The organism is Streptomyces sp. CNH189 (assembly GCF_000527195.1).
The window spans coordinates 267,878-288,447 of record NZ_AZUS01000006.1; the positions used below are offsets into that span (position 1 = coordinate 267,878).

Here is a 20,570-nt window from a genome sequence, read left to right on the forward strand (position 1 = left end):
CGGAGACCGGTACCGCCCCGGACGACCGCACCGCCCCGGCAGGCTCCGCGCCTGCCGGGGCGTGGCGCGTTCACGGCTTGCGGGCGACCGCCCCGTACAGGGAGACGACCGCGTGCTCGTCGACGGTTTCCCCGACCGCGAGTTCCGGGTGCCAGTCGGTCAGCCGGACCACCCCCGGCTCGACGGGCTCGAGCCCCTCGAAGAAGCGGGCGATCTCCGCGCGGGAGCGGGGCGCCAGGGTGACGCCGCCCGCCCGGTACATCTCGACCCCGCGGGCCACGGCCTCCGGGTCGAAGTCCGCCGTGAGCTGTGACAGCACCAGATAGCTGCCGGAGGGGAGGGCGTCGACGAGACCGGCCACCAGGGCGTGCGGGTCGTCCCCGTCGCCGAGGAAGTGCGTCAGCGCCACCAGGGACAGCGCCACCGGACGTCCGAAGTCCAGGCTCCGCCGGGCCTCCTCGAGGATCCGGCCGGGCTCACGCACGTCCGCCTGGACATAGTCGGTGGAGCCCTCGGGCGTGCTGCGCAGCAGCGCCTCGGCGTGCTTCAGCACGATGGGGTCGTTGTCCGTGTAGACCACCCGCGCCTGGGGCGCGATGCCCTGCGCGACCTGGTGCAGGTTGGGCTCGGTCGGTATGCCGGTGCCGATGTCCAGGAACTGCCGTACGCCTCCCGGGCCGGCCAGCCACCGGGTGACGCGCTGCATGAACCAGCGGTTGGTACGGGCCACGTGCCGGGCCGTGCCGTCGACCCCCATGATCCGCCGGCCCAGCTCCTCGTCCACGGGGTAGTTGTCCTTGCCGCCGAGGAACCAGTCGTAGACCCGGGCCGGGTGCGGCGTCGACGTGTCGATCCGTGCGGCGACGAATCCGCTCCCGTTCATGCGTGTCTCCCCTGCTGCTCGCGTCCCGTACGTCCCGGCGTGATCAGGATCATCGCAGCGCGTGACAGGAGGGTGACAGACGACTATCGGCCGACCGTGGCGCAATCGGGGCTCTCGCGTCCCGCCCGGCACGGGTTCGGCGGGAGCTGGCCCGGGGTGACCCTCGCGCTCCGCCCGGGTCGGGTTCGGCGAGCGTTGGTCCGGGATGGACCCAGGGGTACCGGGGCCTGGCACACGCTCAGCCCCGCCGGCTCGGCACACGCTCAGCGAGGCGGGCCCGGCACACGCTCAGCCCCGCCCGCTCGGCACACGCTCAGCGGGCGCTCGCGGCGAGGCCCGACAGCAGCACCCGGGTCAGCCCGTGCACCCACTCCTCGTCGGCCGGCTGGTTGCTGACCAGGGTCCGGTGCACCACCGCGCCCGCCACCATGTCGAAGATCAGGTCGACCGCGCGGGCGGACCGCAGCGCGTCGGACTCGGGCGGCAGCTCCCCCCGCTCCTGGGCGCGGGCCCGCCCCGCCACCACCAGCCGCTTCTGCCGGTCGACGATCGACGCCCGGATCCGCGCGCGCAGCGCCTCGTCCCGGGTGGCCTCGGCGACCACCGCCATCAGCCCGCTCCGGGCCTCGGGACGCGCCAGGATCGCGGCGAACTGCAGCACCACGCCCTCCATGTCGGCGGCCAGCGACCCCAGGTCGGGCAGCGTCAGCTCGTCGAACAGCTCCGCGACGGCGTCCACGACGAGTTCGTTCTTGCCGGACCAGCGCCGGTACAGCGTGGTCTTGGCGACGCCGGCGCGCACCGCGACGTCCGACAGGGTGAGCTTGGACCAGCCGAGGTCCACCAGCGCCTGCCGGGTCGCGTCGAGGATCGCGGCGTCGGCCGTGGCGCTGCGGGGGCGCCCGGTGCGGCTGGCTGGATTGCGGCGCTGCATGGCACGACCATAACCGGCGGATTCCGTGCGCTGGTGAGGGAGATCACCGGAAAGCGGTGCCTCGTACCGGCCCCTTGCCATTACGCTACGACTCGTAGCGAAAGCACGCGGGAAACCCGGCGTGCCCGAGCGACGACCACCGCGCCGGGTGGGGACCCGGCGCACCGCACCACACGTACGCCTGGCTTTCCCGGGCGCTTTTCACACTCGCGCGGAGTACGGGGGAGGATAGACGCATGCAGCCACGGAACATGTCCATGAGCGGAGTCGTCGACCTCGCCGCGGTGAAGGCGGCCCAGGAGGCCAAGGCGAAGGCGGAGCAGGCGCGCGCCGAAGCGGCCCGGCAGGGCGGCGGAGGCGCCGTCTCCCCGGCCGATCTCGTCATCGACGTCGACGAAGCCGGCTTCGAGCGCGACGTCCTGCAGCGGTCCACCGAGGTCCCGGTCGTCATCGACTTCTGGGCCGAGTGGTGCGAGCCCTGCAAGCAGTTGAGTCCCGTCCTGGAGCGGCTCGCCGTCGAGTACAACGGGCGCTTCCTCCTCGCCAAGGTCGACGTCGACGCCAATCAGATGCTGATGCAGCAGTTCGGGATCCAGGGGATCCCGGCGGTCTTCGCGGTGGTGGCCGGACAGGCCCTGCCGCTCTTCCAGGGCGCCGCGGGCGAGGCGCAGATCCGTCAGACCCTCGACCAGCTGGTGCAGGTCGCCGAGGAGCGCTTCGGCCTGACCGGACTCGTCGTCGACCCCGACGCCGAGCCGGGCGGCGGCGCTCCGGCCGCCGCCGAGGTCCCCGTCGGCCCTTACGACGCCCTCCTCGAGGCCGCCGCCCGCGCGCTGGACGCCGACGACCTGGACGGCGCCGTGCAGGCCTACAAGAACGTGCTCGCCGACGACCCGGGCAACCCCGAGGCCAAGTTGGGGCTGGCCCAGGCCGAACTGCTGCGCCGGGTGCGGGGCATGGACCCGCAGCAGGTGCGCAAGGACGCCGCCGAGAAGCCGAAGGACGTCGACGCGCAGATCGCCGCCGCCGACCTGGATCTGGCGGGCGGTCATGTCGAGGACGCCTTTGGCCGGCTCATCGACACCGTCGCCCGCACGGCGGGCGACGAGCGGGACACCGTACGTCTGCGGCTGCTGGAGCTGTTCGAGGTGGTGGGCGCCGACCACCCGGCCGTGGTCGCCGCGCGCCGGGCCCTGGCGCGGGCCCTGTTCTGAACCACCCGCACCCAGGCGCCCGTTAACGCCCGTTCTGCCCGTTCCGGGGATCGGTGGGGCCCGAGGTGCCTCTTGGCCGACGGAGGCCGAAGCGGCCGCGCTTTACCAAATCTTGGTAATCGCGGCCGCTGTTACTGCTAGTAAGTCGCAGGCGTTGTTCTGTCTGGTTCTGTCCAGCGATCAACAGATATGCACCCCCCTGTCGTTGCACCCAGCGTCGCCGCTCGGGTCCGGCGGGTCGCCCCGTGGTTATCCGGCCGTTACTAGCGAGTAACGAACCCCCTTGTGCGGGCGGCGAGAATGCACCACGATCGGCGACGCTCGGTCCATTACCCGCACCCCGACAGCCGGTCGGGCCACGGGAACTCCTGGGTCCCCACCGAGCAGGAGCGCCGGCAAGGACGGCGTTCCTTGGACAGGGGGGTCTTCGCCCGCGGGTGAAGCCTGTCCAGCAGGGTTGTGCGTGATGCGTGTCAGGCGCGACCAGTGGTTGTCGCTCGGGGGTGATCGCCGGTGATTCGGGCGCGGTCTCCGCGCCGCCGAGTGCGGGCGCTCTCCTTCCCGAGGACGTAGCACTTCTCCCATCCCTGCCCGACTCGGCCGCCGGTCAAGGCGGCGAGCCAGGACAGGAGATGTACGTCCGAGAAGGAGGAAATATGGAGTCCCAGGTGCGTGGCGGGACCAGATGGAAGCGGTTCGCTGTGGTCATGGTGCCCAGCGTGGCCGCCACGGCGTGCATAGGTGTCGCTCTCGCGCAGGGCGCCCTCGCGGCGTCGTTCAGCGTTTCCGGCCAGTCGTTCAAGGTGACCACGAAGGAGCTCGTCGGCGAGGGCTTCTCGCAGTACGGCGCCATCGACGAGGGTTACACCGCGGACGGCAAGAAGACGGCTCACCCCGTCGCGGTCTCGGCGTTCAAGTCGGCGACCATCAAGAGCCTGTGCCAGTCGGTCGTCACCCCGAACATTCCGGTGTTCGGTAACGTCAGCCTGATCCTGCGGGCCGGCGACGGCGCGCAGCCGGTCGAGGCCAAGAACCTGTACATCGACGTCGCCGAACTGAACGCCGATGCGACGTTCACGAACATCGACATCGGTGTTGCCGCCAAGGACGCCACCAAGGGTCCGGGCATGAAGGGCGGCGGCGAGCAGTCCAACCCCTTCGGGTTCGCGCAGCAGGCCGACAAGGCCGTGCTGAAGGACGTGAAGCAGACGGCGTGGGCGACCACCGCCGGAACCTTCAAGCTCAGCGGCCTGAAGATGTCGCTCTCGACGGGCGTCAAGGAGTGCTACTAAGCACTCGCTGACGGGCGGGGGAGCCGGTGGCGCCCCCGCCCGTCCACCTTCCCGCCGCGCTTTCACGCGCGGCGCACATCACCACCACAGCAACGCCATCCAGGGAGCTGTTTCTCATGAGCGCCGAGACTCCTGCCGCCTCCGGCCAGTTCACTCGCCGACGGCTGCAGTTCCGCGCCTGGCGTGGCCAGCGGCCGTTCTGGGCCGGTCTGTTCATCATGTTCGGCGGACTCCCCATCGCCTACTTCCCGTACGCGAACCTGCGGATCGGTCATCTGACCCTGGCGATGGCGACGACCGCGGGCGCCGGGTCCCTGATCATCGGCGTGCTGCTCGTCGTCCTCGGCATCAGCCTCTGGTTCCAGAAGCACATCCGGGTGTTCGCGGGTGTGGCGGCGATTCTGCTGGCGTTGGTGTCCATCCCCGTGTCCAACCTCGGTGGCTTCCTCATCGGCTTCCTCTTCGCCCTTGTGGGCGGGGCGATGGCGGTGTCGTGGGTGCCGGGCGACCCGCCGGCGCAGGAGCCGCCGGCGGACGAGGCCGGGTACGGCGGCGCACCCGAGGGCGCCCTCCCCGACACCACGGTCACCGGCCCCGCAGAGGGCGCCGCGGCGACGGGTGAGCCGAAGGATCTGTCAGGAACGAGCCCGGCGAACGGGGCGAACGGGAGGCACAGTGCCGGCTGACGAGGTGACCCACGGGGCTGATGTGGAGGCATCCCGTGTGAGAACCGGGCCGCGACACGCGGCACCCAAGAAGCCGCTGTTCACCAGGTTCCACATGCCCGCGGGGAAGGCGATAGCCCTCGCGGCGATGCCGACCGCGGTGCTGATGGGGATGGGCTTCACCCCGACACTCGCCCAGGCCGACGACCAGCCGTCGTCGAGGAATCTCACGGCCGACGAGTTCAAGGAGTGCCTGGAGGCCATCGAGAAGGCGGAGAAGGGGGAGGACGCGAGCGCGTCGCCCACACCGTCCGCCACCCCGAGCGGGACCGCCTCCGAGGACGACGAGCCCTCGGCGGACCCGACCGGTTCGGCCCCCGGCCAGCAGGCCCCGGACAAGGGCACGGACAAGGGCTCGGACTCTTCGCCGGATTCAGGTTCCGACGACAAGGCCGACCCCACGCCGACGCCGTCCGCGACCGCCGGCGGACAGGCCGCGGAGCGGACCGAGCCCACGCCCTCCCCCTCCGAGACCGACCGGAATCTGCTGGAGCAGATCGGGGACGCCATCAAGGACGTCTTCACCCCCGGCGACAAGGAGGAGGAGACCCCGAGTCCCACGCCGTCCGCGTCCGAGTCCGCTCCCGCGAGCGGGTCGGAGGAGAAGGACGACAAGGGCGAGGAGTCCCCGCAGAAGCCTTCCAAGGCCGCGGAGACCGCCGGCACCGGCGAGAAGGCCGGCGAGGCGGTCGAGGACGCCACGGAGAAGGCCGAGGAGGCCGTCGAGGAGGAGTCCGAGGAGCCGGAGGCCACCGCGTCACCGAGCCCGTCGGAGTCGTCCGGGGTCGACCTGGAGGACTGCCCGGTCGCCACCGACGCCGAGGGCGGGGTCGACAACAACGTCCCGCTGCCCGACGACCCGTGGTTCCTGAACGCCAGCTCGCTGCTGCTGAAGGGCGCCGACTACAAGGGCGTCGTCGAGGTGCGGACCGCCAACGGCACCACCAAGAAGGTGCTGAAGTACGTCATATCCGACGGCACCGACATCGGCGACCTGCACCAGACGGTCAAGGACGAGCAGTCCGGCAAGACGTACCACGTCCAGGCCGCCAAGGGGTCGACGTCCACCATCCGCGACGGCGACACGGTGATGTACACCGAGAGCATCTCCGGCAATCTGCTCGGACTGATCCCGATCACGTTCGACCCGGAGCACCCGCCGCCGCTGAACATCCCGCTGATCTACTTCACCAAGGTGACGGTGCAGCAGGCGGGCCAGTTCGGCGGAACCCTGCACATCCCGGGCCTGCACCAGTACGTCACCGGCTGACCGGCTGACCGGCTGACCGGCTGACCGGCCGTCAGGCCGCACACCGGACCCTTCCGGGAGCCGCGACACACCGAGGGCGCCCCCTGCTCGCAGGGGGCGCCCTCGGGCGTGTGGTGGGTGCCGGGTCAGGCGGTCGCCTCGCCGAGGTGGTGGACGCGGACCATGTTCGTGGTGCCGGGGACGCCGGGCGGGGAGCCGGCGGTGATGACCACGATGTCGCCCTCGTTGAAGCGGCTCAGACGGACCAGCTCCTGCTCCACCAGCGCGACCATCTCGTCGGTGCTGTTCACGAACGGCACCACGTGCGGCTCGACGCCCCAGCTGAGGGTCATCTGGTTGCGCGTGGACTCGTCCGTCGTGAACGCGATGATCTGCTGCGCCGCCCGGTAGCGGCTCAGGCGGCGGGCGGTGTCGCCGGACTGGGTGAAGGCGACCAGGCCCTTGCCGCCGAGGAAGTCGGCGATCTCGCAGGCGGCGCGGGCGACCGAACCGCCCTGGGTACGGGGCTTCTTGCCCGGCACCAGCGGCTGGAGGCCCTTGGAGAGCAGCTCCTGCTCAGCCGCCTGGACGATCTTCGACATCGTCCGCACGGTCTCGATCGGGTACGCGCCCACGCTGGACTCGGCGGACAGCATGACCGCGTCGGCGCCGTCCAGGATCGCGTTGGCCACGTCGGAGGCCTCGGCGCGGGTCGGACGGGAGTTGGTGATCATCGACTCCATCATCTGGGTCGCCACGATCACCGGCTTGGCGTTGCGCCGGCACAGCTCGATCAGGCGCTTCTGCACCATGGGGACCTTCTCGAGCGGGTACTCGACGGCCAGGTCGCCACGCGCGACCATCACGCCGTCGAACGCCATCACGACGTCCTCCATGTTCTCCACCGCCTGCGGCTTCTCCACCTTGGCGATGACGGGGACGCGGCGCCCCTCCTCGTCCATCACGCGGTGGACGTCCGCGACGTCCTTGGCGTCCCGGACGAAGGACAGGGCGACCAGGTCGCAGCCCATCCGCAGGGCGAACCGCAGGTCCTCGACGTCCTTCTCGGACAGCGCGGGCACGTTCACGGCGGTGCCGGGCAGGTTGATGCCCTTGTGGTCGGAGATGACGCCGCCCTCGATGACGATCGTCTTGACCCGGGTGCCCTCGACGTCCAGCACCTTCAGCTCGACGTTGCCGTCGTTGATCAGGACCTGGTCGCCGCGGGAGACGTCGCCCGGGAGCCCCTTGTAGGTGGTCCCGCAGATCGTCTTGTCGCCCGGGACGTCCTCGGTGGTGATGGTGAACTCGTCACCGCGCACCAGCTCGACGGGGCCCTCGGCGAAGGTCTCCAGGCGGATCTTGGGGCCCTGGAGGTCGGCGAGGACACCGATGGCCCTGCCCGTCTCCTTGGCGGCGGCCCGGACCCGGTCGTACCGGCCCTGGTGCTCGGCGTGCGAGCCGTGGCTGAAGTTGAAGCGGGCCACGTTCATGCCGGCTTCGATCAGGGCGACAAGCTGCTCGTGGGAGTCGACCGCGGGGCCGAGAGTACAGACGATTTTCGAACGGCGCATGGGGCGATCCTATCGGTTTGTTTCGCTCCGGAATATTCCGTCTGGCGGAATGTACACATGAGGAAGTCGCTGCTCAGTTGTTCTTTCCGACCAGTGCGTATGTCTGCTGTGCGATCTCCATTTCCTCGTCCGTGGGTACCACCGCGACGGCTACCTTCGCCCCCTCGGGCGAGACCAGCCGCGCCCCGCCGCCGCGCACCGCGTTGCGCTCGCCGTCGACCGCCAGGCCTAGCCCCTCCAGGCCCGCCACGGCGGCCTCCCGCACCTCGGCCGCGTTCTCGCCGACCCCGGCGGTGAAGGCCACCGCGTCCACCCGTCCGAGAACGGCGTAATAGGCGCCGATGTACTTCTTCAGACGGTGAATGTAGATGTCGAAGGCGAGCTTCGCCCGTTCGTCACCCTCGGAGATCCGGCGCCGGATCTCCCGCATGTCGTTGTCCCCGCACAGTCCGACCAGACCGCTCTTCTTGTTCAGAAGGGTGTCGACGTCGTCGGCGGACATTCCGCCGACGCGCATCAAATGGAAGATGACGGCCGGGTCCATGTCACCGGACCGCGTACCCATCACGAGGCCCTCCAAGGGGGTGAGCCCCATGGAGGTGTCCACGCAGCGGCCCGCCCGCACGGCCGAGGCGGACGCCCCGTTGCCCAGGTGCAGCACGATCACGTTCACCTCCTCGGGCGCCTTCCCCAGCAGCCGGGCCGTGGCCCGCGAGACGTACGCGTGCGAGGTGCCGTGGAAGCCGTAGCGGCGCACCCGGTGCGCGTCGGCGGTCTCCACGTCGATCGCGTAACGGGCCGCGGACTCCGGCATCGTGGTGTGGAACGCGGTGTCGAAGACGGCGACCTGAGGCAGGTCCGGGCGCAGCGTCGTCGCCGTGCGGATGCCGGTGAGGTTGGCCGGGTTGTGCAGCGGCGCGACCGGGATCAGCCGCTCGATCTCGGCGAGCACCCGCTCGTCGATCACCGTCGGCTCGGTGAAGTACTTGCCGCCGTGCACCACCCGGTGGCCGATCGCGAGGAGCTCGGGGGAGTCGAGGCCCAGCCCGTCCGCCGCCAGCTCCTCGGCCATCGCCTTCAGCGCGGCGTCGTGGTGGGCGACCGGGCCGGTCCGCTCCCGGGTCTCCCCGCCGGACGCCAGCGGGGTGTGCCGCACCAGGGAGGTGCGCTCGCCGATCCGCTCGACCAGGCCGGAGGCCAGCCGGCTGCTGTCGCCCATGTCCAGCAGCTGGTACTTCACGGACGAGGAACCGGAGTTGAGGACGAGGACACGGGAGGGGCTCACTGGGCGGCTGCCTTCTCGCTCGGGGCCGGGGACTGGGCCTGGATCGCGGTGATCGCGACCGTGTTGACGATGTCCTGCACCAGGGCGCCCCGGGACAGGTCGTTGACCGGCTTGCGCAGCCCCTGGAGGACCGGGCCGACGGCGATCGCGCCGGCCGAACGCTGCACGGCCTTGTAGGTGTTGTTGCCGGTGTTCAGGTCCGGGAAGATCAGCACGGTCGCCTGGCCGGCCACCTCGGAGCCGGGCAGCTTGGTCGCCGCGACCGACGGTTCCACGGCCGCGTCGTACTGGATCGGCCCCTCGATCCGCAGGTCGGGCCGGCGCTCGCGCACCAGCTCGGTCGCGGTGCGCACCTTGTCCACGTCGGCACCGGAGCCGGAGGTCCCGGTCGAGTACGACAGCATCGCGATCCGCGGCTCCACGCCGAACCGCGCGGCGGTCACCGCCGACTGCACCGCGATGTCGGCGAGCTGCTCGGCGTCCGGGTCGGGGTTGACCGCGCAGTCGCCGTACACCAGCACCTTGTCGGCCAGGCACATGAAGAACACCGAGGAGACGATGTCCGCGTCCGGGCGGGTCTTGATGATCTCGAACGCCGGGCGGATGGTCGCCGCCGTGGAGTGCACCGAGCCGGAGACCATGCCGTCGGCGAGGCCCTCCTCGACCATCAGCGTGCCGAAGTAGTTCACGTCGGAGACGACGTCGTAGGCCAGCTCCACGGTCACGCCCCGGTGCGCGCGCAGCGCCGCGTACTTCTCCGCGAAGGAGTCGCGCAGCTCGGAGGTGGCCGGGTCGATCAGCTGGGTGTCGCCGAGGTCGATGCCCAGGTCGGCGGCCTTCTTGCGGATCAGGTCGACGTCGCCGAGCAGGGTCAGCTCGCACACGCCCCGGCGCAGCAGCACCTCCGCCGCGTGCAGCACCCGCTCCTCGGCGCCCTCGGGGAGCACCACCCGGCGCAGGCCGGAGCGGGCCTGTTCGAGCAGCTTGTGCTCGAACATCATCGGGGTGACGCGGTCGCTGCTGGGCGCGGACACCGTGCGGGTGAGCTCGGCGGTGTCGGTGTACCGCTCGAACAGGCCGAGCGCCCGCTCCGCCTTGCGCGGGGTGGCCGCGTTCAGCTTGCCCTCCAGGGAGAACAGCTGCTCGGCGGTGGGGAAGCTGTTGCTGGGCACCGACAGCACCGGCGTGCCGGGCGCCAGCCGGTCGGCGAGGGTGAGGATGCGCTCGCCGGGCACCTCGTCCAGGGTCAGCAGCACCCCCGCTATCGGCGGGGTGCCGGCGCTGTGCGCGGCCAGCGAGCCCACCACCAGGTCGGCCCGGTCGCCGGGGGTGATCACCAGGCAGCCCGGCGTCAAAGCGGCGAGCAGGTTCGGCAGCATCGCGCCGCCGAAGACGAAGTCCAGGGCGTCGCGGGCGAGCCCCGAGTCGTCGCCGAGCACCACCTTCGCGCCGAGGGTGTGGGCGATCTGGGACACCGTGGGCGCGGACAGCGCGGGCTCGTCGGGCAGCACGTAGCAGGGCACGGGCAGCCGGGTGGCGAGCCGCTCGGCGATCTCGTCCCGGTCCTCGCGCGCCACCCGGTTGACGACCATGGCGAGCACGTCGCAGCCGAGGGTGTCGTAGGCGCGGAAGGCGTTGCGGGTCTCCGCGCGGACCGCCTCGGCGGTCTGCTTGCGGCCGCCCACCACGGGGATCACGGAGGCGCCGAACTCGTTGGCGAGACGGGCGTTCAGCGACAGTTCGTCCGGGAACTGGGTGTCCGCGTAGTCGGTGCCGAGGACCAGGACGACGTCGTAGTCACGGGCGACCAGGTGGAACCGGTCCACGAGGGTGGACACCAGCTCGTCGGTGCCGCTCTCGGCCTGGAGCGTGGACGCCTCCGCGTAGTCCATGCCGTACACGGTCGCGGGGTCCTGGGTGAGCCGGTAGCGGGCCCGCAGCAGTTCGAAGAGCCGGTCGGGCCCGTCGTGCACCAGGGGACGGAACACACCCACCCGGTCGACCTGGCGGGTCAGCAGCTCCATGACCCCGAGTTCGACGACCTGACGGCCGTCGCCGCGGTCGATGCCGGTCACGTACACGCTGCGGGTCACGCGCGCTCTCCGTTTCGTCGGGGGCTCGTCGGGGGCCGCGAAGGCGACGGCGGGGCCGACGGCCGGGCCACGAAACCGCTCACACAAGTGAGCGGATCCCTCTTGACAATACCTTCGCCGCTGGTTAAGACGCCCGCGTATCCGGCGTCGGCGGTGCCCTGGGGGACGTGAAAGAATCGGCAGTGGCTCACCGGTATCGACAGCGACCAGGAGACACAGCACGATGCGTATAGGAGTCCTCACCGCAGGCGGCGACTGCCCTGGGCTGAACGCAGTGATCCGGTCGGTCGTGCACCGAGCGGTGGACAACTACGGCGACGAGGTCATCGGCTTCGAGGACGGCTACTCCGGTCTGCTGGACGGCCGCTACCGCACCCTCGACCTCAACGCGGTCAGCGGCATCCTGGCCCGCGGCGGGACCATACTGGGCTCCTCCCGGCTGGAGCGCGACCGGCTCCGCGAGGCCTGCGAGAACGCCTCCGACATGATCCACGAGTTCGGCATCGACGCGCTGATCCCGATCGGCGGCGAGGGCACCCTGACGGCGGCCCGCATGCTGTCCGACGCCGGTCTGCCCGTGGTCGGCGTCCCCAAGACGATCGACAACGACATCTCCTCCACCGACCGCACCTTCGGCTTCGACACCGCCGTCGGTGTCGCCACCGAGGCGATGGACCGCCTGAAGACCACCGCCGAGTCCCACCAGCGCGTGATGGTCGTCGAGGTCATGGGCCGGCACGCGGGCTGGATCGCCCTGGAGTCCGGCATGGCCGCCGGCGCCCACGGCATCTGCCTGCCCGAGCGGCCCTTCGACCCGGCCCAGCTGGTCAAGATGGTCGAGGAGCGCTTCGACCGCGGCAAGAAGTTCGCGGTGATCTGTGTCGCCGAGGGCGCCCACCCGGCCGAGGGCACCATGGACTACGGCAAGGGCGAGATCGACAAGTTCGGCCACGAGCGCTTCCAGGGCATCGGCACGGCGCTGGCCTACGAGCTGGAGCGCCGGCTCGGCAAGGAGGCCAAGCCGGTCATCCTGGGCCACGTCCAGCGCGGCGGCGTGCCGACGGCGTACGACCGCGTCCTCGCCACCCGCTTCGGCTGGCACGCGGTGGAGGCCGCCCACCGGGGCGACTTCGGCAGGATGACCGCGCTGCGCGGCACGGACGTCGTGATGGTGCCGCTCGCGGAGGCGGTCACGGAACTGAAGACGGTCCCGAAGGAGCGCATGGACGAGGCGGAGTCGGTCTTCTAGACCGGTCCGTCGCCCCGCAGAGGGTCGCGCCGCGGGCCCTTGGCCCGCGGCGGCCGGGGCGCGCGGCGGCCTTCGCCGCGAGGCCGTCGGCCGTAGGCTGCGGCCTCGCGTGCGGCGAATCGGCCCACCAGGGCCGCCGGCCTCCGAGTGCTTCCCACCGGCCCGAACCGCCGCTTCCGCCGCCGCCCGCACCGTCTGACCGGGCCGCGCCTCCCTGTCCGGTGACGGAGGCCCGCCGCGCCGCCCGGCCGGGTCGGGTCGCTACACCTGCGCCGGGCCGCCCTCCGCCGACGCCGTGTGCCAGAAGTGGTCGACGATGCCGGCGAGGAAGTCGCGGCCCGTGTCGCCCGCGTCGCCGGGGCCGCCGCCCCAGCTGAGGGTGGCGGCCATGTGGCCCTGGTAGTCCTGCTGGAGCCGGTGCAGCACCGTCTCCAGCAGCCGCCGCTCCAGCGGGGCGATCCTCGACACCGGCCGGACATACGCCTGCCAGCGTGTGGTCGCCGCGCCGCGCAGCAGTTCCGCGAGCTGGTCCTCCCGGCCGGTGACGGCGATGACGTCGGCCAGGGACAGGCCGAGTATCCGGGCCAGGGCGGCCGACTGGCGCTCGGTGCCGCGCCACTGACCCGTCTCCTCCATCCGCAGATACGTGTGGAGTTCGTGACCGACGGTGCGGGCGACGTCCTCGGGAGCCAGGCCCCGCGCCACCCGATGTTCCCGCAAGGTGCGCGGGCGCCCGATGAGTTCGCCCGGTGAGCACCACAACACGCCCGCGAGCGCGGTCAGTTCGGGGTGGGAGGGGGACGCCATCCCGCGTTCCCACGCGGCGACGAGGGCCGGAGTGACGTACGGCAGGTCGTAGGAGACGCGTAACGCCTGGGCCACGTGGTCCGGGTCCAGGCCCAGCGCGGCACGCAGCCGCCGTGCGGCGGGGGCGTTGAACGGCGGGGGCGGATGGCGGTCGCTGCGAGGGGGAGGTCGGCGCACGGCCCACAAGCTAGGCCCGTACGCAGGGGCTGACTACGGTCTGTTCGGCCAGGATCACTCGTTGTAGGAACGTACGGCTACCGGCCGGTCGGGTTTCGGTGTCACGGGGCGATCGCGCCGCCCGGGAAACGCCTCGGCACGCGAACGGCAAGCTCAAAAGGCATATGCGTAAGCCCGCGTTGACGGCCCGTGCGCTCCCGGGAGGGAACGCGCACCTGTCACTCGCATCGGCGTACGAGACAGGGGCCCCCTCAGCCCCGCCGCCGGCCCGCGGACCGACGGCGCAAACCCGCCCCATCGCTGCACCGCCTCGTCCGGCGAACCTGCGCTCCGAACCTCACGGACGGGCTCACCGGTCGGTCAGGCTTGGAGAGGGGCGCCACCTACCCCTACCGGTTCTCGCACAGAGTGGAAGTGCACATGCCTTCCCGGTGCCAGGATAAGGGTTGCGGGTGGAGCACCCATGACGAGCACCGGCGGCAGGAGCTCCGCCACTAGTGGCGATCCGTGCTGCATGGGGGATGGCCGAAGTGGCCCTGTGTGGGCTCCGGGGTGTGCGGGACCACAGAAGGAATCGTCATTCCGGTAGTGCGGCGGCCCAGTCGCGGGCTTGGGCGGCTTCGGTGGAGGCGTTGGCGCGGGTGTAGGCGTCGGCAGACCGGAGATAAGCGGCGCGGGCCTCGGCGGGACGATCGACGTCCTTGAGAGTGTGGGCCAGGTTACGAAGGGTCTGTCCCTCGCCGTACCAGTCCTCGAACTCCTTGAATATCTCCAGACCTCTGTCGTAGGCCTCGATCGTCTCGTCCACCCGGCCTACCGCCCGCAGGGCGTTGCCGAGGTTGTGCCAGGCCCGACCTTCGCCGTGGCGGTCTCCGGCGGCCTGCAACAGGTCGCGGGCCCGGGTGTGGGCGTCGATCGCCGTCTCCGCCCGGCTCGCCTCCTGCAGGGCACTACCGAGGTTGTTCCACGCCATGGCCTCGCGGTGGCGATCTTCGGCGGCCTGGTACAGGTCGCGGGCCCGGGTGTGGGCGTCGATCGCTTTCCCAGCTCGGCCCTTCACCAGCAGGGCGTTACCGAGGTTGTTCCACGCCATGGCCTCGTCCAGTCGGCTCCCGGTGAGCTGCGCGGCCTCGAGCGCAGCTTGCGCGACGGCGATCAAGTCATCGAAATGCCGTCGCCAGTCTAGGTACACCCCGAGACGCCAGGCCAGTCGCACAGCCGCGCCTGCGAACCGTTTCGCTCGTCCCCACCCCACCGCCGCGATCAGACCGGCTCGCTCACCGTCCAGCCACGCCAACGCCTCCCCCCGGTCCCCGAATCGCTCCGGTTCATCCATTCCCGGCAGCCACCGCAACCGGAGATCAGCCGCGTCCGCCCACCGCACGTAGAACTCCAGCACCCGCCCCCGCGCCGCCTCCCCCTCCTCCCGCAACCCCGTATCTCCCGCTACCACACCCGCCCCGAACACCCGCACCAAGTCGTGCAACCGCCACTGCATGCCGGAAGCTGTCCCGTTGTCGCCCTTCACCGGGGTGACGAGATATCTCGCGGCCAAATCTTCCATCAGCGCCGGCACCGACTCAGCGCCGTGACCGACAAGAGCGGCGACCGCTTCGGTGCCGATCTCCGTGCCTGGCGCCAGGCAGAGCAGACGCAGCAACCGGGCCTGGCCGGGCGGCAGCCGGCGATACGAGGTCTCCAGAACAGGCCGCAGGACGAGTGGGCGTCCGTACTGGTCGGTTCCGGGACTGCCATGGTCGAGGACAGTGGTCGCGTCCCCGACCTCCCGGATCTCGGCCACCAGAGAGGCGATGTTCCGGTGACGGCGTCGACGCAGCATGCCCGCCGCGATCTGAAGGGCCAAAGGCAAGCGCCCACAAAGGTCGGCCAGCTCGCTCAGCGCCCCGGGTTCACGTGCCGGACGGTCGTCCCGTTCGTCGCTGTCGTGCAGGGCACGGGTCAGAAGGGCGACAGAGTCGTCTGGGGCGAGCGTTTCCACATCGATCAGGCGTACCGGAATGGAGTCGGGGCGGTCCCGGGAGGTAATGAGTACCCGGTGGTGGTCCGTGCCGGGCAGGAGCGGCAGATACTGAGCGGGATGCGAGGCGTTGTCGAGGATCAGCAGCATCCGGCCCCGCCGCGCCGTAAGGAGCGCGCGATATGCGTCGTACTGGCGGTCCGCCGTCGGTGGCAGATCCCCGTCCCGTACCCCCAGCGCGTCGAGCAGCGCCAGGACTGCCTGGTCAGCCGTAACCGGGTCTTCGTCGTATCCACGCAGGTCCACGAAGAGTGTGCCGCCCGGGAACCAGCCCTGCGCACGCGCCCGGTGTGCCGCCTCCACCGCCAGAGCCGTCTTGCCGACGCCGCCCATGCCTGTGACGGCGAAGATGAGGAGCGGCAGCGCGGCCGTGTCGGCCTCGTCGGGGGAGAGGTGCGGGAGCAAGCGGTCCAGTTCCATCGACCGGCCGGTGAAGCCCAGCGGGCGGGGCGGGAGGGTGGCGGTCGCTCGCGGGACCGGGCCGTGGACTGTGCCCCTACCGCTGCCCTCCGCCCTGCTTGCCGGTGACGGGGCCGTAGAAGGTGCCGCCCCAGAAGTCGATGTGGTCTCCGCCGTACGCCGCTCCGCCGTCCCCGCGCCGATGGGGACCCTCCTCGAAGTCGGAGGGAACGGAGGAACTCTCACGGGGCCGGTGCTTGTGCAGGACCGCCACCGTCACCTCCGCAGCTTGCTCGGCGGCGCGCTTCTGCGAACCCTCGCCATCGGCCTTGTGCTTCCCGGCGTCGGCGCGGTCGCTGATGCCCCGGATCACGAGGGCATTCACCTGCCCGTTCAGATGCGCCGCCTGAAGCGCGCCGGAGCCTTCCATCTCGATCGCACCCGCGTCGTTGTAGTTCCCGCGGAGGAATCCGGCGATCTCGGACTCGGCGTCCGCCAGGACCACGTCGCCCGTGGCGATCGGCAGGAAGTGCGTCCGTACGCCGGGCATGTCCCGCACGGCGGAACGGGCCGCCTGTTCGAGCGCGTGCGAGCCGGGCAGGGCATTCGGCCGGACCCTGAAGCCTTCCGGCGTCTGCTTCCCGCCGTGGATCTCGTACACCTTGGTGCCCACGACGACGTCGCCGATCCCGACGTCGTCCTTCAGGCTGCCGGCGACGCCGACGAAGAAGACGGCCTCGGGGCGCAGCCAGTTGATCAGCTGGGCGGTGAGGGCCGCTGCCCGCTCGGCGCCCATGCCGAGCTCGGCGAGCGCGACGTGCCAGGAAGTGCCGGGCAGCGGGCCTCTCTCGACCCGGGTCCCGTCGCGGTGCACCAACTCGTCCCGCTCCTCGACGTGCGCGCGCACGGCGGCGTATTCGAGAGGGAGTGCGGTCAGGACCAGAACAGTGGGCCGGGTCTCCTGCATAGTCATAAGTTACAGCCGGGAGAAGGGGATCGAGTGCCGGAACAGGACGTCACAGTCGGGCAGTTGCTGCTCGCCGAGTACCAGACCGTGAAGGACGAGCAGAAGGCGAGGATCGGGTTCCGGGACAACCTCCTCTACGTGACGTTGGCCGTCGTGGCCGCCGTCATCGCCGCCGCGGCCCAGGCGAAGCAGCCCTCGATGCTCCTGGCGCTGCCGCCGGTGTGCGTGGTGCTGGGATGGACCTACCTCGTCAACGACGAGAAGATCTCGGCGATCGGCCGTTACGTCCGGGACGACCTGGGCCCCCGGCTGGCCGCCCTCGCGGCGCACGGGAGCGGTTTCACGACGTTCGGGTGGGAGGCGTACCACCGGACCGACACCCGGCGCCGCTCGCGCAAGGCGATTCAGGTCGTGATCGACATGACGGCGTTCTGCGCGGTGCCGCTGGCGGCGCTGGTCGTGTTCTGGGCCAACGGCGACGGTGGCAGGCTGATGGTCACGCTGTCGGCGCTGGAGGCGCTCGCCCTGGCGGGGCTCGCCTCGCAGATCGTCCGGTACGCGCGAGCGGCGTGAACGTCCGTCTGGCGCGGCGCTTTTGACGCACTGTCGTGGAAATATCGAAGGGGGCGGGTACGGCGTATGGAAGCGGCACTGCTGGCAGCCCTGGCCGAGGGCGCGGGTGGGGAGGCTGGACGCCGGGCGGTGGAGCGACTTGCACGGGCGGTGGGGCTCGATGCCGACGCGCCCGCCAGGGACATCGCGGAGGCGGCGGAGGATCCGGCACGGGGGGAGGCCCTAAGGGAGTGGGGAGAGACGGTGGCCGGTCTGCTCGCCGTCGACCCGCGGGGTGTCGCCGGTGCCGTCGCGCGGGCCATGGAGCGGTCCGCGCCGGGAAGCGCGGTGTCCTGGTACGACGGCGACCACACCGACTTCCGGGGCGGGGTCTTCCTTCGCGAGGTGGTCGGCGTGCAGGTGGTGATCCAGCAGGGCGGGGCCGCCGTTCCGGAGGCCATGGCCGGCTTGCCACCCAGGCCCGGCGGGTTCATGGGCCGGGAGCGGGAGACAGAGGACCTGTTGCGCGACCTGAACCCGGCCGGGACGCAGTCGGCGGCAAGCCTGGTCGTCGCCGTGTCCGGTCTCGGCGGCATCGGCAAGACCGCACTCGCCGTCGAGACCGCACACCTGGCCCGGGACCAGGGCTGGTTCCCCGGCGGGGTCCTCTTCCTCGACCTGCACGGCTACGACCGGGAGCCCGTCACCGCCGACCAGGCCCTCCAGGCTCTGCTGCGCGCCCTCGGCACCTTGCCGGAACACATCCCCACCACGACGGACGAGCGGGCGGCGCTCTACCGCTCGACGATGGTCTCCCTGGCCCAGCAGCGCGGCGCGGTGCTGATCCTGGCCGACAATGCCTCCTCACCGGGCCAGGTACGGCCCCTCCTACCGGGCGACTCTCGGCACCGCGTGCTGATCACGTCGCGCGACCGGCTGCCCCAACTGGGCGCGAGGCTGGTTCCGTTGAATCAGCTCAGTCCGAGGGAGGCGTACGGACTCCTCGACCGGGCCCTGCGGATCGCCGACCCGGGTGACAACCGGGTGGCCGACGACCCCGGCACGGCCGAGCGACTGGCCGGACTCTGCGGACATCTCCCCCTGGCCCTGCAGATCGCCGTCGCCCTGCTGGCGGAGGACCCAGGGAAGCCGGTGGCCGAACTCGTGGCGGAACTGGCCGAGTCGCACGACCGCCTCGACCACCTCGACGACGGCGAGCGCAGCGTCCGCGCCGCCTTCGATGTCTCCTACCGCCGACTGCCGCCCGAGCACGCACGGTTGCTGCGCCTGCTCGCTCTCGCGCCCGGGCCCGAGGTGAGTGACGAGGTGGTCGCCGCGTTGGTCGGCGCCGTGGAGCCTCCGGTCCGGGCCCAGAGGGCACTGGCCCGGGCCCACCTCGTGGAGAGGGGGAGTGAGCGCGGATGGTGGCGGTTGCATGACTTGGTGCGGGTGTTCGGTGCGGGTGTGGGGGCGGGGGACGAAGGATTGCGCGAGGAAGGGGAGGTGGCCCGGGAGCGGGTGCTGGGGTTCTACTTGCATTGGGCAGACGCGGCTGACAACCGGTTGCGGTGGCTGCCGGGAATGGCGGAGCCGGAGTGCTTCAGGCACCGGGGGGAGGCGATGGCTTGGCTGGACGGTGAGCGGGCGGGTCTGGTGGCGGCGGTGGGGTGGGGGCGGGAGGAGCGGTTTGCGGTTGCGGCGATGGGGCTGGCCCAGTGTTTGGGTGTGTACCTGGACTGGCGGCGGTATTTCGACGACCTGATCGCCGTTGCGGAGGTTGCACGGGAGGCCGCGCAACATACCGGGGACCGGTTGGACGAGGCCACCGCGTGGAGCCATCTTGGCAGCGCCTTGCGGAGCGCGGGCCGGGCGAAGGAGGCGATCGGCGCTCACATTCGGGCACACGACCTGTTCCAGGCCGCCGGGGACCGCCACGACAAGGCCATCGGGTGGGGCAACCTCGGCAACGCCCTGCGGGAGGCGGGTCGGGCGGAGGAGGCGATCAAGGCCCTCATTGAGGCACGCGACCTGTTCCACGCCGCCGGGGATCGCCACGACGAGGCTGGCGCGTGGAACAACCTCGGTCTTGCCCTGCGGAGTGCGGGCCGGGCGGAGGAGGCGATCAAGGCCCTCATCCGGGCACGCGACCTGTTCCAGGCCACCAGGGACCGACATCGCGAGGCCATTGCCTGGAACAACTACGGTCTCTCCCTTCGGGAGGCGGGCCGGGTGGAGGAAGCGGTCGAGGCATATGGCGAGTCCTTGAGACTCCGCCAGGGGTTCGAGGACTGGTACGGCGAGGGGCAGACCTTCCGGGCACTGGCCCTCGCTCACGAGGAAGCCCACCGCCCCGCCGAGGCCCGCGCCGCCTGGCTTCACGCAGTCGACGTCTTCACTCGCGCCAACGCCCCTGCCGAAGCCACCGAAGCCTCAACCCGTGCCGCAGCCCTCGACACCCCCTCCTGCTAGCCATCCTTCTTCACCGCCCGGACCCACCGGTACTGCAACTCCGGCCGGCCCACCGTCCCGTACTGCGGGCGGCGGGCCGCGCGGCCCGCGTCGACGAGGTGTTCCAGGTAGCGGCGGGCCGTGATGCGGGAGATGCCGACCGCCTCCGCGACACCCGTGGCGGTCAGCCCCTCGCCGGCGTCCCGCAGGGCCACCGTCACCCGCTCCAGGGTCGGGCCGCTCAGGCCCTTCGGCAGGGCGGCCGGACGCGGGGCGCGCAGCGCCGCCAGTGCGCGGTCCACCTCGTCCTGGCCGCTCGCCTCGCCGGCCGCCGCGCGGAACTCCGCGTAGCGCACCAGCCGGTCCCGGAGCGTGGCGAAGGTGAACGGCTTCAGCACGTACTGCACGACGCCGAGCGACACCCCCTCGCGGACCACCGCCAGGTCCCGCGCCGACGTCACCGCGATCACGTCCGCGTGATGGCCCGCCGCGCGCAGTGAACGGGCCAGCTGGAGGCCGTGCACATCGGGCAGGTGCAGGTCGAGAAGGAGCAGGTCGACGGGGGTGCGGTCGAGGATCCGGCGGGCCTCGCCCCCGGTGTGCGCCGTGCCGACGGCCTCGAAGCCGGGCACCCGCCCGACGTACATCACGTGCGCGTCGGCCGCGACCGGGTCGTCCTCGACG

Annotated in this window: 16 protein-coding genes; 7 read left to right on the plus strand and 9 right to left on the minus strand. The window is 71.3% G+C overall.

The window, feature by feature from the left end:
• Nucleotides 1-70: 70 nt before the first annotated feature.
• Both B100_RS0111400 and B100_RS0111405 read right to left on the minus strand, forming a co-directional pair.
• Nucleotides 71-883: an SAM-dependent methyltransferase gene (locus tag B100_RS0111400; RefSeq protein WP_024884562.1), complete on the minus strand. Its 813-nt coding sequence runs from the start codon at nucleotides 881-883 to the stop codon at nucleotides 71-73.
• A 313-nt stretch (nucleotides 884-1,196) separates the two neighbouring features.
• Nucleotides 1,197-1,817: a TetR/AcrR family transcriptional regulator gene (locus tag B100_RS0111405; protein ID WP_024884563.1), complete on the minus strand. Its 621-nt coding sequence runs from the start codon at nucleotides 1,815-1,817 to the stop codon at nucleotides 1,197-1,199.
• A gap of 236 nt (nucleotides 1,818-2,053) precedes the next feature.
• Here B100_RS0111405 and B100_RS0111410 point away from each other — a divergent pair, with 236 nt between their 5' ends.
• From B100_RS0111410 to B100_RS0111425, 4 genes are all read left to right on the plus strand, one after another.
• Complete coding sequence (locus tag B100_RS0111410) at nucleotides 2,054-3,031, plus strand: tetratricopeptide repeat protein (protein WP_037722585.1); 978 nt, start codon at nucleotides 2,054-2,056, stop codon at nucleotides 3,029-3,031.
• Nucleotides 3,032-3,687: 656 nt separating this feature from the next.
• Nucleotides 3,688-4,323: a DUF6230 family protein gene (locus tag B100_RS0111415; RefSeq protein ID WP_024884565.1), complete on the plus strand. Its 636-nt coding sequence runs from the start codon at nucleotides 3,688-3,690 to the stop codon at nucleotides 4,321-4,323.
• A gap of 116 nt (nucleotides 4,324-4,439) precedes the next feature.
• The gene (locus B100_RS0111420) at nucleotides 4,440-5,009 is read left to right on the plus strand and encodes a DUF6114 domain-containing protein (protein WP_024884566.1); all 570 of its coding nucleotides are present in this window, start codon (nucleotides 4,440-4,442) and stop codon (nucleotides 5,007-5,009) included.
• Nucleotides 4,999-6,318 (plus strand): hypothetical protein, encoded by a 1,320-nt coding sequence (locus B100_RS0111425; protein WP_024884567.1) that lies wholly within the window; start codon nucleotides 4,999-5,001, stop codon nucleotides 6,316-6,318. Before B100_RS0111420 ends, B100_RS0111425 begins: the two co-directional genes overlap by 11 nt.
• Before the next feature lie 125 nt (nucleotides 6,319-6,443).
• Here B100_RS0111425 and pyk read toward each other — a convergent pair whose 3' ends face one another.
• The 3 genes from pyk to pta all read right to left on the minus strand — a co-directional run bounded on the left by pyk (nucleotide 6,444) and on the right by pta (nucleotide 11,249).
• Entirely contained in the window at nucleotides 6,444-7,871 is a 1,428-nt protein-coding gene (gene pyk / locus B100_RS0111430; protein ID WP_024884568.1) for a pyruvate kinase, read from the minus strand.
• 73 nt (nucleotides 7,872-7,944) lie between these two features.
• Nucleotides 7,945-9,156: an acetate kinase gene (locus B100_RS0111435; protein WP_024884569.1), complete on the minus strand. Its 1,212-nt coding sequence runs from the start codon at nucleotides 9,154-9,156 to the stop codon at nucleotides 7,945-7,947.
• On the minus strand, nucleotides 9,153-11,249 hold the full coding sequence (pta, locus tag B100_RS0111440) for a phosphate acetyltransferase (protein WP_024884570.1): 2,097 nt from the start codon (nucleotides 11,247-11,249) through the stop codon (nucleotides 9,153-9,155). The genes B100_RS0111435 and pta overlap by 4 nt, the downstream gene beginning before the upstream one ends.
• Nucleotides 11,250-11,472: 223 nt before the next feature.
• Here pta and B100_RS0111445 point away from each other — a divergent pair, with 223 nt between their 5' ends.
• Nucleotides 11,473-12,498, plus strand: coding sequence for an ATP-dependent 6-phosphofructokinase (locus B100_RS0111445; RefSeq protein ID WP_024884571.1), 1,026 nt, complete (start codon nucleotides 11,473-11,475; stop codon nucleotides 12,496-12,498).
• A gap of 261 nt (nucleotides 12,499-12,759) precedes the next feature.
• Here the strand turns inward: B100_RS0111445 and B100_RS0111450 are convergent, their stop codons facing one another.
• From B100_RS0111450 to B100_RS0111460, 3 genes are all read right to left on the minus strand, one after another.
• Entirely contained in the window at nucleotides 12,760-13,491 is a 732-nt protein-coding gene (locus B100_RS0111450) for a helix-turn-helix domain-containing protein (protein ID WP_078540847.1), read from the minus strand.
• Nucleotides 13,492-14,059: 568 nt separating this feature from the next.
• Complete coding sequence (locus B100_RS0111455; protein WP_051489966.1) at nucleotides 14,060-15,940, minus strand: tetratricopeptide repeat protein; 1,881 nt, start codon at nucleotides 15,938-15,940, stop codon at nucleotides 14,060-14,062.
• A 76-nt stretch (nucleotides 15,941-16,016) separates the two neighbouring features.
• Nucleotides 16,017-16,886 carry a 5'-methylthioadenosine/S-adenosylhomocysteine nucleosidase family protein gene (locus tag B100_RS0111460; RefSeq protein WP_486585620.1) on the minus strand — a complete coding sequence of 290 codons (870 nt, stop codon included), beginning with the start codon at nucleotides 16,884-16,886 and terminating at the stop codon, nucleotides 16,017-16,019.
• Between the two features lie 33 nt (nucleotides 16,887-16,919).
• Between B100_RS0111460 and B100_RS0111465 the strand changes: the two genes are divergently transcribed.
• Nucleotides 16,920-17,459 carry a hypothetical protein gene (locus B100_RS0111465; protein ID WP_024884575.1) on the plus strand — a complete coding sequence of 180 codons (540 nt, stop codon included), beginning with the start codon at nucleotides 16,920-16,922 and terminating at the stop codon, nucleotides 17,457-17,459.
• Nucleotides 17,460-17,525: 66 nt separating this feature from the next.
• Nucleotides 17,526-19,907, plus strand: a complete 2,382-nt coding sequence (locus tag B100_RS0111470; protein ID WP_078540849.1) for a tetratricopeptide repeat protein — start codon at nucleotides 17,526-17,528, stop codon at nucleotides 19,905-19,907.
• Here B100_RS0111470 and B100_RS0111475 read toward each other — a convergent pair.
• Nucleotides 19,904-20,533: a response regulator gene (locus B100_RS0111475; RefSeq protein ID WP_486585625.1), complete on the minus strand. Its 630-nt coding sequence runs from the start codon at nucleotides 20,531-20,533 to the stop codon at nucleotides 19,904-19,906. The two genes, B100_RS0111470 and B100_RS0111475, sit on opposite strands and share 4 nt — an antisense overlap.
• Nucleotides 20,534-20,570: the final 37 nt, after the last annotated feature.

What these genes read in the sequence shown, in the direction of transcription:
- B100_RS0111400 (WP_024884562.1), bottom strand. Translation starts at nt 883, where the DNA reads ATGAACGGGAGCGGATTCGTCGCCGCACGGATCGACACGTCGACGCCG.
- B100_RS0111405 (WP_024884563.1), bottom strand. Translation starts at nt 1,817, where the DNA reads ATGCAGCGCCGCAATCCAGCCAGCCGCACCGGGCGCCCCCGCAGCGCC.
- B100_RS0111410 (WP_037722585.1), top strand. Translation starts at nt 2,054, where the DNA reads ATGCAGCCACGGAACATGTCCATGAGCGGAGTCGTCGACCTCGCCGCG.
- B100_RS0111415 (WP_024884565.1), top strand. Translation starts at nt 3,688, where the DNA reads ATGGAGTCCCAGGTGCGTGGCGGGACCAGATGGAAGCGGTTCGCTGTG.
- B100_RS0111420 (WP_024884566.1), top strand. Translation starts at nt 4,440, where the DNA reads ATGAGCGCCGAGACTCCTGCCGCCTCCGGCCAGTTCACTCGCCGACGG.
- pyk (WP_024884568.1), bottom strand. Translation starts at nt 7,871, where the DNA reads ATGCGCCGTTCGAAAATCGTCTGTACTCTCGGCCCCGCGGTCGACTCC.
- B100_RS0111445 (WP_024884571.1), top strand. Translation starts at nt 11,473, where the DNA reads ATGCGTATAGGAGTCCTCACCGCAGGCGGCGACTGCCCTGGGCTGAAC.
- B100_RS0111455 (WP_051489966.1), bottom strand. Translation starts at nt 15,940, where the DNA reads ATGGAACTGGACCGCTTGCTCCCGCACCTCTCCCCCGACGAGGCCGAC.
- B100_RS0111460 (WP_486585620.1), bottom strand. Translation starts at nt 16,886, where the DNA reads ATGCAGGAGACCCGGCCCACTGTTCTGGTCCTGACCGCACTCCCTCTC.
- B100_RS0111470 (WP_078540849.1), top strand. Translation starts at nt 17,526, where the DNA reads ATGGAAGCGGCACTGCTGGCAGCCCTGGCCGAGGGCGCGGGTGGGGAG.
- B100_RS0111475 (WP_486585625.1), bottom strand. Translation starts at nt 20,533, where the DNA reads ATGTACGTCGGGCGGGTGCCCGGCTTCGAGGCCGTCGGCACGGCGCAC.